Below are 15,003 nucleotides of genomic sequence, written 5' to 3'. Positions count from 1 at the left end.
CATACTCAGAATTTATAAAAGTAATGGCTTTAGAAGATCAAATTTCTCACTCTCCTTTTGTTGGTTTTGCAGAGTTAAAAACTGAGACCACTAACAAGTCCAGCATTCAGAAGCTTAGCTTTTTAAAGGTAAATGAAACATTCGGTAAGATGACCGGCTTTGATATTCTTGATTTAATAGATAAGCCTCTCTCCTATGTGTTTCCTGAACTGCTGACAGATGCTTCCTGTATTTCTCAGATCAATAAAGTATTTGACTGTTCCGAATCGGTTAGTTTTAAGCAACATATTGAAAGCCTTAACTGTGAATTCGGTTTTCAGCTGTGGACTGAAAAACCAAATACCCTTAGCCTATTAGTTACTATTACTGATGCAAATTCAAGTATGGTAAAAAATGCAAATGGTCCTTATATCAAAGATCTAAGCTTTGTATTTGATAACCTTCCCCAAAGTATCTTTGTGATCGAAGTAACTAATGATAATAATTACAGAATTATCGATTTCAATCAGACCCAACTGTCGTTTATGGGGATGAACCGGGAAGATGTTCAGGGGAAATTATTACAAGAACTATTTCCTGAAGAGATAGCTAAAAGTATAATTCCCAGGTATGACCAATGTCTGGAAAAGAGAAAACAGATTACATACGAAGAATATGTCCCCCTTCCCGATGTTGGAGAACGCTGGTACCTGACTACATTAACCCCATTATTTGATGAAAACGACGAGATCCATACGGTAGTCGGTAATGCTATAGATATTACCTTGAGGAAAGAAGCCGAGAGAGCTTTGACGCACGAGCAAAAATTCAAGGAAACACTTCTCGATACAGCAACAGATGGAATTGTGGCATGTGATGAAACCGGTAAACTGGTTTTATTCAATCAAACGGCACAACGCTGGCACGGAAAAGGTCTTAAGGAGATCTCAGTTGAAGAAGCCGTTGAACCTTACAACTTATATCATTTTGACGGAGTTACCCCATTAAAACCACATGAAATTCCATTACAGAGAGCTTTTTCCGGAGAGATCCTGAATAATGTCGGTATGGCCATCAAAGTTAATGATGAACCTGTCAGATATATCTCTACTACAGGATCCCCCGTAATTGACAAGGATGGCAATAAACTGGGTGCTGTAATTCTGATGAGAGATGTTACTGAAAACCTAAAGCAACGCAAGGCTTTACAAGCGAGTGAACAAAAATTCAAAACGCTGGCTTATAATACTCCGGGTGTTATCTATTTGTGTGAAAATGATGAACACTACACCATAAATTATATCAACGAACAGGTAAAAGAACTGACCGGCATTTCAGCTGCTCAATTCCTGGAAAATAGAGCAAACTTTGTTGAACTATATCATCCTGATGACAAAGAAAAGATCTTTACAGCCGTTGATAAAGCTATGGCAGATCAGGAATCCTTTCAGGTCAGTTACAGACTCAAACATACCTCAGGTGAGTGGAAATGGATATTGGAAAATGGAAAAGGTATTTATGATGACCATGGTAAACTGATCAATATTATTGGGTACCTGACTGATATAACTAAACAAAGAAGAGCTGAAGAGGTCGCCTGGAAAGCCAATCAGCAACTCTCCTTCCATTTGCAAAATTCTCCGTTGGCTGTCATCATTTCAGATGAACATTTTAATGTCAAAGAATGGTCGAATAGTGCTGAAGATCTATTTGGATGGACTGAAGAAGAGGTTTTAAATGTAAAGCCTGAAAACTGGAAATTCACTCACCCGGAAGATCAGTCAATTGTTGATCAAAAGATCAGGGAATTAGTAGATGGAGAAAAACCAAGAAATCTTTGTTTAAACAGAAACTACACAAAGGATGGCAGATTACTGCATTGTGAGTGGTATAATTCGGTTATGTTCGATTCAAGCGGTGAGATCATATCTATTTTTTCCCTGGTTCATGACATAACAGATCGTATTGAAAAAGAGAAAGAGCTGGAAGACTCTTTAAAGGAAAAAAATATACTTCTTGCTGAGATCCATCACCGCGTTAAAAATAATCTTGCAGTAGTTTCAGGGATGATACAACTGCAAGCCTTTGAAACAGAAAATGAAGCCTTACGATCTAAATTGTTTGATAGCGTGGTGCGAATTAAATCCATAGCTACTGTTCATGAACTGTTATATCAGTCTGATAACTTTTCTGATCTCAACTTTACCGAAACCATCAGTCATATTGTGGATAATATTTCGGCAACGCTGCAAAGTGGTAAGAGCATAAACATAGATTACCAAACGGATCCGGTCAGATTAGATGTAAATAAAGCAATTCCAGCTGCTTTGGTTATCAACGAAGTGGTCACAAACGCATTTAAACATGCATTCAATGAAAGACAATCGGGGCATATCCTCTTTAATATCAAACACACAGATAAGACTGTTGAGATCACAATTACAGACGACGGCGTTGGTATAGACTTGGAAAAATTAGAGTCCGGTCACTCTCTTGGAATTCAACTTATAAAAGAGATCACAAGTCAGATCTACGGCACCTATTCTTATTCCAAACTGAAAAAAGGAACAGAGTTTAAGCTAACCTTTCAGATCTGAAAGATATCATTCCAGAATTGGGAACTCACCTAATCCAAGTAATTCAGCAATTTTAATTCCCACGTAGGTATTATCTCTCCACCCCATGAATTCGGTAGCCTTAGGCCCATAAGCCATTAGAGGCACAGGAATTCCGGTGTGATAATCTGTGGTCCAGAATACTTCAAGTGAATCACCTTCTGCCACCTGACGTTGCATGGTCATACCTCCTGTTTCGTGATCGGCTGTAAGCACTACGAGAGTTTCTCCGTCCTCCCGGGCAAATTCAAGCACTTCCTGTACAGCTTCATCAAAATCCTGCACTTCACGCTTCAGGTACTCAACATTGTTATCGTGCCCTGCCCAATCGATCTGACTTCCTTCTACCATCAGGAAAAAACCGTTATCGTTCGTATTTAGGTTTTCCAAAGCTTTAGATACCATTTCTTTAGATGAAGGTTCATTCTCTGTTCTTTCCAATCCATCTTCAGAAAATAAGCCTAACATATTATTTGATGAGGAAGTGGAAAGTCTGTCTTTATCAAGAATGATCTCATAACCCTTGTTTTGGAATTCATGCAACAGATCTAATGAATCCGACCGCATATCCTTATGAAACCATTTCACTCCACCACCCAAAAATACTTCTACACCTGAATCCAGAAAGTCAGCTGCGATATCTTCTTGCATGCTTCTTTGCACTACATGAGATGCAAAGCTGGCAGGTGTGGCGTGGGTAATGGAAGATGTAGATACCAATCCTGTGCTTAAACCCTTCTCCTCAGCCAGTTCAAGTATGGTTTTACATGGAATTTGGTTCGGATCTACCCCAATGGCTCCATTGTAGGTTTTTAATCCACAGGAGTAAGCAGTTGCACCGGCTGCTGAATCGGTGATGAGATTATCAGAGGAATGAGTTTTTACGATCCCGGTAACCGGCATGGTCTGCATATGAAGTAATCCATCCGGACCTGCAACGGCTAACTGACCGGAGGCAATTTGAGCCAATCCGGTTCCATCTCCGATCATCAGGATCACATTTTTGATCTGTTTGTCTTCAACCAGTGGCAAAAGATCTTTAGTGGCATTTTCCTCAGAAACATCTATGGTTTCGATCTTATGATCTGCAGATTCCTGAGTTGCTGTAAATGAAATGGTGATAAGAAGAAATGCTAAAAACTTTTTCATGTCTTTTATTTTTAACTTAAAACTTGCTGCATTCAAACGTGTTAAGCTTATATAAACTATTAATTAAGAAAAGAGAGCTTTGATAAGTCCCAAAAACCCTTTGGCAGGTTTAAGAGATTTCTGATTTCTCTTTGTAGCTTTCTTGATCCGTTCAGCCGGAATAACCGGTTCATTGTTATTAGACTTCTTATCGGAATCGGCTGATTTACGTCTGGATTTTCCTTTACCTGAATTAGAGCGATCGCTTCCGGAATCACTCTTCTTTTTGTCATCCGATTTTTTAGAGGATCGTTTTTTACTGCCTTTTAAAATCACATCCACGCTATCCAGGTTCTCTACCCTTTTATTTGCTTCCTCTATCTCTTTTTTAGTCAGCTTCTTCTTGGGTTTTGGATCATCGTTGGCCTCAGCAACCTTCTTAGTATCTGTTTGCTCCTTTTTGGACTCTTTCGAACTGCTTTTGTCCGTATTCTTATCAGGTGATTTTCTTCGTTTTTTGTCTGAGTCCTGATTTTTATTCTCGGAACGTTCAGATTTATTTGAGCTGTTGCCACCCTTTTTGTTCATTTCCAGTATCTCAAGCTGATCTCCAACTTTATCCTGAATAGCAGAAAAGGCTCTTCGGTCTTTTTTATTAACAAAGGTCACAGCTATACCGGATTTATCATACCGTCCGGTTCTACCAATGCGATGTACATAATCCTCAACCTGTCGTGGAACATCGTAATTGATGATCATTGAAATGTTATCAATATCTATACCACGCGCTAATACATCCGTTGCCACGATTACCGGCACTTTCCCGGACTTAAACTCATGCAGGGATTTATTTCGCTCATCCTGATCTCTGTCTCCGTGTATACTGCCGGCCTTGATTCCTTTTTTGATCAGCAGACGTTCCAGCTCATCAGTCCCTCTTTTAGTGGCACAGAAAATGATGCATGATTCCCATTCTGTCTCATCTAAAACCTCCTGAACCAGTTTGAGTTTATCTTTCTGATCTACGAAGTAGGCTTTCTGGGTAATACTGCCGGACGGTTTCTCAATAGCGATCTCGATCTTTTCAGGCTGCTTCATGAAATCGTTTGCCAGCTTCTTGATCTGATCCGGCATGGTGGCAGAAAACAGTAACGTTTGTCTTTCTGTAGGTAGTTTTTTGATGATCTTGGTCACGTCCGGAAGGAATCCCATGTCCAGCATTCGATCCGCTTCATCCAGTATCAGAAATTTCACGTGACTGAAATCAATATCCAGTACTTTGGTTTGATCGATCAATCGGCCCGGTGTGGCAACAATTATATCGATCCCTGACCGGATAGCCTTAGCCTGTTTTGAAAAGTCCTCGCCACCAATGATGGTAGCAGATGTAATACCGGTGTGATAACCAAGGGCAAATATCTGTTCATCGATTTGTTGAGCCAGTTCCCGTGTTGGAGACAGGATCAAAGCCTGGGTATGCTCAGACGGATTCTGCAGTATCTGATGCAGCACAGGAATCACAAATGCCCCTGTTTTACCGGTTCCGGTTTGTGCAGCCCCAATTAAATCTTTTTTTTCTAAAATAATGGGAATCGATTGTTCCTGAATGGGTGTCGGCTCAGTATATCCAATGTCTCTCAAACCCGCTTTCAGGTCGTCGTGTAAATCAAAATCGTTAAATGTCAATGTATTCGTACTCGTCTGTTATGAAAAATTCTAAACTATCCTACAATATACACAGATTAAATGATTATTTATTCCACTTTGCCATGATTTCCCCTATTTTGCAAACCTTTGAAAAATCATAAATCATTTAAATCTCAATAATACACATGGATTTTAAGAACATTAGTTTAGCTGCATTACTTGTAACTGCTATCGCAATCACAGGATGTGATCAAAATATGGGTGATGCGGCAAAAGCAGACCTATCTACAGAAATTGACAGTGTAAGTTATGCCCTCGGTTATCAAAACGGAACATTTTTAGCTCGTGAAGGGATCACAGACATTGATCTCAGTAACTATGCCGCGGGATTAAATACAGGATTGAATTCTGAGGAAGGTGCGCTGACCCAAGACGAAGTATTTGCAGTGGTAAACCGTTACGTACAGCGGATGAACGAAGAACGCAGCTCAAAAAATCAGGAAGAAGGCGTTTCTTTTCTTGAGGAAAACAAAGCAAAAGAAGGTGTAATGGTTACAGAATCCGGCCTGCAGTACAAGGTATTGGAAGAAGGTGACGGAGATTCTCCATCTGCTGAAAACATTGTGAGTGTTAACTACGAAGGACGTTTAATTAACGGAGAAGTATTTGACAGTTCCTACGAAAGAGGTCAACCAGCTGAATTTCCACTGAATCAAGTTATTCCCGGATGGACTGAAGGTGTTCAATTAATGAGAGAAGGTGCCACTTACGAGTTTTATATTCCTTCAGAACTGGCATATGGAGCAAGACCTCCACAAGGCAGCCCCATTGGCCCTAATGAAACTCTTATTTTTAAAGTTGAATTACTCGAAGTGAAAGAAGCTCCAGCCGCAAACTAAAAAGAGCTTAACGGTCTTAAATAAGAGCCTGTTTCACACTTGTGAGGCAGGCTCTTATCATTTCAACCATATTTTGTGTGCCAAACAATAAGAATTCTTTAATCCCGATTAAAAATATCTAAGTGGGATTTAATACAGACTTGCACATATTTAGGAAAGCAATGAGGGGAAACAGCTATCAACTGTTTCCCCCTGATACGTTGGCTTTTTGGGGTATAAAATCGAGCTACAATGTGTAATGCATTGTAGCTTTTGTTTTTTAAAAAGTTCCGGGAATTTCTGAGAATTTATGATCCTTGCCAGATCTTATCCTTTACCCCACTATGTCTGCTTACCGAACGCTTAACTGTTTTTAGTATTATATCCTTACTTCCAACTACAAGAGTATTTTTTCGGGCTCTTGTTACAGCAGTGTACAAGATTTCTTTTGAAAGTACTGCTGAATCCCTCTCAGGCAGGATTATAGCTACATCATCAAACTCTGAGCCCTGGCTTTTGTGAATTGTGATAGCGAATGCACCCTCATGATCAGTCATTCTTGACGGTGAAATTGAAACTTTATGTTCACCCTCAAACTGAATTTTATTAGACTTACTGTTAAATATCCCCATTTCTCCATTTCTGATTCTGATAGTGCTATCATTCTTTGTAGCCATTACCAACCTTCCATCGTACCACTCAGTAGAAGTAATTAAACTATTTTTCCTTTTAATTCCTATTTCGACCGCATTATTTATTGAATCTACACCAAGCTTGGTTTTACGAATTGCGCAGAGGATCTTCTTTTTATGGGATGCATCTATCCTTCTTTCATCCTGAAATGCCACATAATCTTTATGGTGAGTGATCCCATATCTGTGTAGAATTTTTTCAAACGAAGACTGATCCGGTTCAAACCAATGCAGATCCGGATAATTTTTACTTTGAAGGAGTTCTAAAACTTTATCTGCATCTTGATCATTGATGGCACCGGCCAGTTTATGGATACCACTGTTTTCTTTAAATCGATAACTCTTTGTCAAAAAGACCAAACTATCATTAATGGATGAAGTACCGGCTTCTGAAATTGGAAGTGATACACCGATCATCTGCTCAATGGTTTCCGCTACCTCATTAGAGAAAGAATTGGTTCCACCACACAGATCACCTAAAATAGAGCCGGCTTCAACCGATGCAAGCTGGTCTTTATCTCCCAGAACCACCAGTTTTGTATCCGGACCAATGGCTCTGATCAATCTCACCCACATATGGATATCCAGCATGGATGCTTCATCTACAATGATCAGATCATAAGGCAGGTGATTGTTCTGATCAAACTTGAATCTGTTACCGCGATAGCTTGCCCCTAACAACTTATGCACGGTTTGAGCCTCAGTAACTTCTCCTAACAAGTGTTTGAATTTATCCGGAAGGCTATCTTTTCCATCTTCAATAGAATCTACTAACCTTCTTGCTGCTTTACCTGTGGGGGCCGCCAGTGCCACTTTAAAGTCTTCATTGTTATTCTTAGACGCTACCGTGTGAGCAGCTATGATATTTAAAACGGTATAGGTTTTACCTGTTCCAGGTCCGCCTGAGATGACAACCAGGTCTTTAATAAAACTCAAACAAAGCGCAATTTCCTGCCAGTTGATTTCAAAAAGATCTTCCCGGCCTTTTATAAAATGTCGGATCGCATCTTTTTGTAGATCAGTGATATCATGCAAGCCTGAAGACCGCTTTAGGACCCATCGAGTAAATTCTTCCTCAAATTTCCAGTATTTATGCAGATATAAGCGACCTTCTTCTAAAACCAAAGGTTTTAAACTTCCATCTTGACTCACCAGATCAGATCTTGACAATGAAGCCTCCCACCTCTCTAATACATTTTGATCAAGAATATACCCTGTGTTCTTTTCCCCAAAAAGTGGCTCATTATCATACTGCCGGAGGTCTAAACAAATATGCCCTTGTTTTTGCGCGTTTATACATGCTGCAGCAGCTATCAGTACATCATCCTCTGTTTCCGGCTGAATCTGAGTAAGAAAGCGTACGAACTCAAATTCAAGATCTTCAATATGACTTTGTTTTTTCCAGTTCTTTAGAAGTTCTAAGGCTTTCACGAATTCCCCCCTTTTACTACTTCATTCAACTGCCTGATCAACTGTGCATCCGGTTTATCAAAAAATACGCCCGAGCCGGGTTCTAAAGGTTTAACGCCTCTAAGGAACAGGTATAGTACTCCACCAAAATGATCCTCATAGGAGTAATCGGTTAAACGCGATGACAGATACCGATCTAGCGCGAGAGTGTACAAATGATACTGTAGATCGTAACCGGCATCTATAACAGCATTCTTTAAAGCAGACGCATTGTAATCTTCAGCATTATTACCGAGGTGATTCGATTTATAATCCAGTATGTAATATTTCCCATCCCAATAAAAGATCAGGTCAATATATCCTTTTAAATAGCCGTGATATGAATCATGGGTCGTCTCTTCACTATGACGTAAACGGATCAGCCTCCAAATCTCGCTAACCTGAAGGTCACTTACAGGAACAAAGAACTCCATTTCTTTAATCAATTGATCCTCATTCAGGTCACCAAGAGACATATCCGGTGTGTTGAGTTTGTGGTTTAAAGTTTCGTCAATCCACGATCTTACCACAGTCTCCCAATCTCCTGAAAACCCAAACCGACCTAAGTTATCGCGAATGACTTTTGTTATTGCTTCCATATCCTGAAAGGATAGATCCTCGAATATTTGGTGAAGAAACGATCCGGCATTTGCTCCTTTTGGAAAACTAAAACGGTTTAACGATCCAGACTCTTCCATTGGTTCTCTATGAGTTCCAAAGGTTATTCCATCATGATCTTTTCCGGATTGATGATCACCTTGCCCTCCCACCAGGGATGAGTAACTCAACATCCTCGGATAATTTAAAAGATCATGCCTTTTAAAGGATTCTGCTCTAAGATTTAGATCGTTTTGTACATCATGGTCCTTTTTCCTTTTGAGCTCTTTGACCGGTTCCCTTACTACTATGTGTTCTTTTTCTAACAATTTTGATTTTATGGAATCAAAATCAACCGCTCCGGAGAGCTCCTTACCATTCAAAATGTAGGATATAGGGGAATGTTCAATTTTATTATAATCAGGCAGGAATACATAGCAAGCTGAAATGGAGCGGGTCAAAGACACATAAGCAAGGCGCACATCTTCAGCCATATTTTGTTCTCTTGCTAACTGAACATTCTGATCCTTATTTTTATAATCGGTTTTTCCACTCAGATCAATATAGCTTTGCCCATCTTTTTTAAAGGTGAAAGAAGACTCATTCCCTGAAATTACCTTTGAACTCCAAAGAAACGGGCAAAATACAACCGGATACTGCAATCCCTTGGCCGAATGCATGGTTGTTATTTGCACCAATTCTTCGTCACTTTCAAGACGCATTTGCTCTTCATCTTTGGTCTTACCAGAATTGGCCTCTTCATTTAGCTTTGAATAGTACCATCTAAGCAATGCTCTGGGACTAAAATGGTTGATCCTGCTTTCCTGAGAAAGAAGCTCTGTTAAATGCAATACATTTGAGATCTTACGTTCTGCATTTTTTAAGTCAGACAGATTTCCTATCACATCAAATGACTCAAACAATAACTTCAGGCTACCCTCGATCCCATTTTTTTTCCATTCATCCCTGACATCAGTGAGACGTGAAATAATTTCACCCCACGAATTTTCATCCTCATCAAGTTTCACAAGATCTATCGCATCGTACCCTATCATTGGGCTCACCAATGCTGCCTTTATGCCTGACTCATGACTCAAATTTTGAACAGCATTTAATACCCTGAACAGGTCTTTGGATTCTTCTGTAGAGAACACGCTGGTATTCGATCGAAGTACGCTTTTTATGCCAGCTTCCCTAAGTACATCCTGTATCTTTTCACCATCCGCCCCTTTCCAAACTAAAATTGCGATGTCTTTCTCTTTAACCTCCCGCAGTTCATCAGAATTATCCTGTTTAACCATGTAATCTCCGGATAGAAGTTCGAGTATTTCCCGGGTTAAGGCAGAGTAGATATCATTATTTAAATGTGTCTTATTGGAGTACTCTTCATCTTTTAACTCAATGAATTGCAATGGATTGATTACATTACCTGATTTATCAAATAAATAGTGCTCATCCTCTTTATCTTCCGGAAAGTTTACCTCATGGAACTGAATCTTTTCCTCAATAAATGAATTCTGAGACCCTTTGAAAAGCTGATTTACGCCATCAATCATTTTACGATTTGAACGAAAGTTTGCCGTTAACCCATAAGCCTGATCATTGCTAATATCTGATTTAGCCTCAATGTAAGTATATACATCGGCTCCCCTGAAACTATAGATCGCCTGCTTGGGATCACCGATCATGAACAAACCTGTGGAAGGCCTTTGATGGTAAATTGATCTAAAAATATTGTACTGAATTTCATCGGTATCCTGAAATTCGTCAACCAGGGCAAACGGATATTTATCTGCAAGCCGTTGTTTCAGGGAATCAGATGATTCGGCCGTCAACCCCTCTTCTACTTTAGTTAACATATCATCATAACTCAACACCTGTCTGCTACGCTTTAAAGCCTTGAACCTATCCTGAATGTCTTCAATTGACTCCTTTATAAACGCAACTTTAAATGAGGTGAGACTTTCAATCAGTTCAAGAAAGCGATCAATGGTCTTACAAAGATCCAATACTTCATAATCCGGGGCTGACTTTTTGAACGAGTCATAGAGATAAAGGCTGAATTTTGACAATTCAGCCGGGTGCTCAATAGTGAACTCATCATAGCCTATCCATTCATTCAAGACATCCCAATAATCATTCAGTTTTTCTTTTTTGAACTTATTGGCATATAAATGTCCACTAAACAGAATCTCATGAAGTTTATCCTTATCCGAATTCCACTGCTTCTTAGCCCTGAAATACACCTCTTTTAGTTCCTCAAGAACAGGTTTTAATGAATGCAACCTAATATCAGGTACAACCTTAAGAGTGGTTTTACCCATCACGTTACTTGAAATATCCTTTAATTCATCCGGACCAAATCCAGTATTGATCAAGTAATTCAGGGTAAACCATTGCAGGGGGTCCCTATCAGCATTTTTGTTGAATTCGATCCAATATTCATCTACACATTCCTGAAGTAGCTCATCCGGATTAGTGAGTAATTCAACATTTGGAGGCACATCAAATTGAACACTATACTCAGTCAAAAGTCGATTACAGAATCCATGAATAGTAAAAACGGCTGCCTCATCAAAGGTATCGAGTGCATTCTTCAGTTTTTCGGCTGCCCTATTATAGTTCGAGGAGATAAGTGACCTGAAAAATGGATCTTCAGATGATTTTACACCCCTGACAACCGACAATGATTCTTTTATACGATCCCTCAACCTCGACTTTAATTCAGCAGTAGCCGCTTCCGTGAAAGTCATAACCAGGATCTGTGATGGTTCCAGGTCCAACTCCAACAGAGCCCGAACGTATAAGGAAGCAATGTTATAGGTTTTACCGGTTCCGGCACTGGCTTCCACTAAGCTGATCCCATCTAAAGGCACCTCAAAAAGATCCAAAGGTTTCAGTTTACTCATTTGAATCCTCCAAAGCCTTTAAATACGGCTTCCAGAATAGAAGAGCGTTTTTACTGAAGGATGATCTCATGAAAGGATTTAGATTCCGCCATACTACTATATTGGATTCCTCAGCGCCCTCTGCATATTTATTATAGTTACTTGGCGTATAGGCTGCCAGAGCCTTATTCAAAGCTTTTTCTTCATCCTCAGTCTTCAACAAAACTTCAGTGTAGGTTTTACTGGTTTTAGGGAAGAAATTCATTTTGTCCAGTATAGACGAATCTGCCAAATACCACTCCAGGAGGTTTTCAAAAAGATTTTCATCAATAGCCCGGCTATTAATTCTGTTTACTTCAATGGCATTGTTTTTGTCAAATGATAGATAGTAACTCTCCTTTATTGGGTACCCTCCGGCAAGCAAAGCATTATGCAATAACCATTGTTCAATTTCATGACTTTCCCTTCTTTGACCAACGCGATGAAGCACTAATGAATTACCGTACAAACCTTTCACGTTACCATAAATTTGTACTCCCTTATAAGTAAAACGAAGCTCATAACTTTGTTCATCCTTTTTTGTTAACTGCGATACCTCATTCAGGAGCCCCAGGGTCTTTTCGTATTCTATTTCGAATGCCTTTTTTCCTTTTAACATACCCGGGATATACCCTGCTTTAGTAACGTAATCGAAAATCTGGGAGTCAGAGACATCTTGCTGAATAGATTCATATAGCAGATCATCCACTTTATATTTATCCAACCCTTTTAGTTTGAACTTTTCTCTGTCCTCCACTTCATCCATCTTTATGTTGAAATTAACACCTAATTCATTTTTCAGCATGTAGTTAGCCGGATGAGTGTAAAAGGATATTAGATCATGAATGGCCAGGTTTTTTACCTTAAAAATTTCGGGTGATCCGATCTTTTCCAATCTGAAATCGGCTGTTTTATTAAGCGAATTCCTGATCTTGTCCGCAACTGCTTTTTGTTTGTCATCATACGACTTGCGAAGTTTTTGTCCCTGTTTCCCATGTTCTTCGAGAAAATACCCCGGATTGAAAGCATGGAGCCGATGCCGGGTTAACGTAATTTGATCTTCCGGAAGCGACTCTTTAAGCTGCTGAACTAGCATAGATGGTAATCGGTCCATTTCGCTTTTAAGATCCTGTCCCTTATAACTGATATGAAGGTGATCCCTAGCGGATGAAAGTATTTCATAAAACAGGTAGGTATCATCTTCACTTAGTATTCTATCCCCTGTCCGTGGTTCTTTGTATATCAGATCAAATTCAGGTCTTACGGATCTTCGGGGAAATACTCCTTCATTCAATCCCAAGACAGCTACAAAGTTGAATGGAACAGATCTGTATGGAATGTAGGTACTCACAGTGATTCCCTGACCAAATCGGCCGGACGACGAATTTGAGGCAGTGATCCTTCCTTTCAACCAGTTCCGAAATAATGAAAATGGAACGACTTCTTTACCCTCAGTGTAGGCGATGTGCTCTTTAATCCTGGAGATTGTCCTGTATATAGATGGTTCTTTATCCTCGTTTTCAGGGTCGATTATGAGCGTTTTGCACATCTGTTCAACTAAGAACAGCCATTGTTCCGGGGTTTTGTTTTCCCGAGTCTCTTCAGCAACTGATTTCAAGGCATGAATGAATGATGAAAACTTAGCTGCTAAAATCATCTCGTCAGAGGCAGATAATTCAACAACGGGAACCAGCCCCTTGAAACTTTCAAGATGATCAGGTGACATCACGGCTCCTGTAATCAGTTGATTTATCCCTTTTTGCCAACTAAAAGCATCATTAAATGAATCCCCCAAACCTCTGAATACTCGATTTGAGCGGATCCAAACTTCAAGGAGATCAATATCATCATCACTGAAATCAAATCGTTTTTTGACCGGCTCAAGACTTATTAGATCAATTACTGAACTGGGTTTGAAGGAAGAATTCAGAAGATCCAACAAACTAAGTAGGCTATGTTCATTTAATTGGGATTGTTTCCAATGAAGCCTTGTTAGTGGTAAGTTATGACCTTCAGCATCATTGATCTCACTAAAATGGGCTTCCAGTAATGGAGCATACTGCTCGGCGTCCGGAACTAGAATCAATATATCAGATGCTTTCGAATGAGGGTGTTGATCCAGAAAATGCAATATCTCATCTTTAAGGACTTCAACTTCTCTTCGTACACCATGGCACGAATGAATCTCAATGTGTTTCAGCTCATCCTTTTGTTTTCCAACCTCATACCCAGCAACTTCATACCCACATTCTTTTACAAGTTCATTTAGTAACTGATTTTGATCTTGATACGGTGCATTCCAGCCTTCAAACAATTCTTTACATTCCTGAGAAATTGATTTCAACTCAATATTTCTGTTAAAAAAATGCACTTTTTTATACCCTGAAATACGAGCGAGAACTTCCATAAAAGGTTGACTGATATGAGATAATCCAAAAACAAAGATATGTTCAGGAAGCCCTATCAATAGGTCATTATCTCCATTATCAAGCCAATTTTTTACTCTTTGATGAGCTAATGCACGTGTTGGAAAATTTTTAATTTTTGACTTAGCAGCCCAATACTCCTCTAATGTTCTCCATAATTTTAACTGCCATTGCTCATCTGACTGTCGCGTAATTAGTCTTCCTTCTTTCCAGCTGGAGATCATATCCGGCCTGTAAACCTGATATTGATCAAACACATCCGCAATCTGACCGGCTAATTGGAATCGCCTGGATTTAGATACTTCTGTGCCTTTAATGTGTGGAATATCATCCAGGATCTCACTACTCTCTCCAAAAAGCTCAAACAAGGTCCACTGTAAAGCATTGAGGTCTGAAGGAAGAGCCTGTGGCACCTCTGTGTGCTTGAGTCTGTAGATCATCCAAATGAACTCAGACGGGAAGATAAATTTTATGTTTCCTGAAATACCATTTTGTTCAGCGACCTGAAGCGAAAGCCACTCTTTTACTTCGTTATTTTGAACAACAATCCAGGTTGGCTGCATTGGATTGCTATCTTGCGCAGCAGTTAATTCCGATAATTTATGGGCAAGATTAGTAAGCGAATGTGATTGATATTTATAAAACATAGTCCATTAAATATGGAC

Annotated in this window: 7 protein-coding genes; 2 read left to right on the top strand and 5 right to left on the bottom strand. The window is 39.5% G+C overall.

From position 1 onward, the window contains the following. The first annotated feature begins 23 nt into the window (after positions 1 to 23). Positions 24 to 2,576, top strand: a complete 2,553-nt coding sequence (locus tag C3B73_RS01135) for a PAS domain S-box protein (protein ID WP_103663797.1) — start codon at positions 24 to 26, stop codon at positions 2,574 to 2,576. 6 nt (positions 2,577 to 2,582) lie between these two features. On the opposite strand, the gene C3B73_RS01130 is transcribed toward C3B73_RS01135, so the two are convergent. Together C3B73_RS01130 and C3B73_RS01125 are read right to left on the bottom strand one after the other, a co-directional pair. Beyond that, entirely contained in the window at positions 2,583 to 3,743 is a 1,161-nt protein-coding gene (locus tag C3B73_RS01130; protein WP_103663796.1) for an alkaline phosphatase, read from the bottom strand. A 63-nt stretch (positions 3,744 to 3,806) separates the two neighbouring features. Further along, complete coding sequence (locus C3B73_RS01125; RefSeq protein ID WP_103663795.1) at positions 3,807 to 5,408, bottom strand: DEAD/DEAH box helicase; 1,602 nt, start codon at positions 5,406 to 5,408, stop codon at positions 3,807 to 3,809. Between the two features lie 146 nt (positions 5,409 to 5,554). On the opposite strand from C3B73_RS01125, the gene C3B73_RS01120 reads away from it, so the two are divergent. Continuing rightward, positions 5,555 to 6,268 carry an FKBP-type peptidyl-prolyl cis-trans isomerase gene (locus tag C3B73_RS01120; protein WP_198597249.1) on the top strand — a complete coding sequence of 238 codons (714 nt, stop codon included), beginning with the start codon at positions 5,555 to 5,557 and terminating at the stop codon, positions 6,266 to 6,268. A gap of 287 nt (positions 6,269 to 6,555) precedes the next feature. Here the strand turns inward: C3B73_RS01120 and recD are convergent, their stop codons facing one another. The 3 genes from recD to C3B73_RS01105 are packed head-to-tail and all read right to left on the bottom strand — an operon-like array spanning position 6,556 to position 14,985. Beyond that, positions 6,556 to 8,370 (bottom strand): exodeoxyribonuclease V subunit alpha, encoded by a 1,815-nt coding sequence (gene recD / locus C3B73_RS01115; RefSeq protein ID WP_103663793.1) that lies wholly within the window; start codon positions 8,368 to 8,370, stop codon positions 6,556 to 6,558. Further along, positions 8,367 to 11,894, bottom strand: coding sequence for an exodeoxyribonuclease V subunit beta (gene recB, locus C3B73_RS01110; RefSeq protein ID WP_103663792.1), 3,528 nt, complete (start codon positions 11,892 to 11,894; stop codon positions 8,367 to 8,369). The genes recD and recB overlap by 4 nt, the downstream gene beginning before the upstream one ends. Next, positions 11,887 to 14,985 carry an exodeoxyribonuclease V subunit gamma gene (locus tag C3B73_RS01105; RefSeq protein ID WP_103663791.1) on the bottom strand — a complete coding sequence of 1,033 codons (3,099 nt, stop codon included), beginning with the start codon at positions 14,983 to 14,985 and terminating at the stop codon, positions 11,887 to 11,889. Before C3B73_RS01105 ends, recB begins: the two co-directional genes overlap by 8 nt. Between the last annotated feature and the right edge of the window lie 18 nt (positions 14,986 to 15,003).

The sequence above is a fragment of the Gracilimonas amylolytica genome (assembly GCF_002911695.1).
GTDB lineage: Bacteria > Bacteroidota > Rhodothermia > Balneolales > Balneolaceae > Gracilimonas > Gracilimonas amylolytica.
This window is presented reverse-complemented; position numbering and strand designations above follow the sequence as displayed.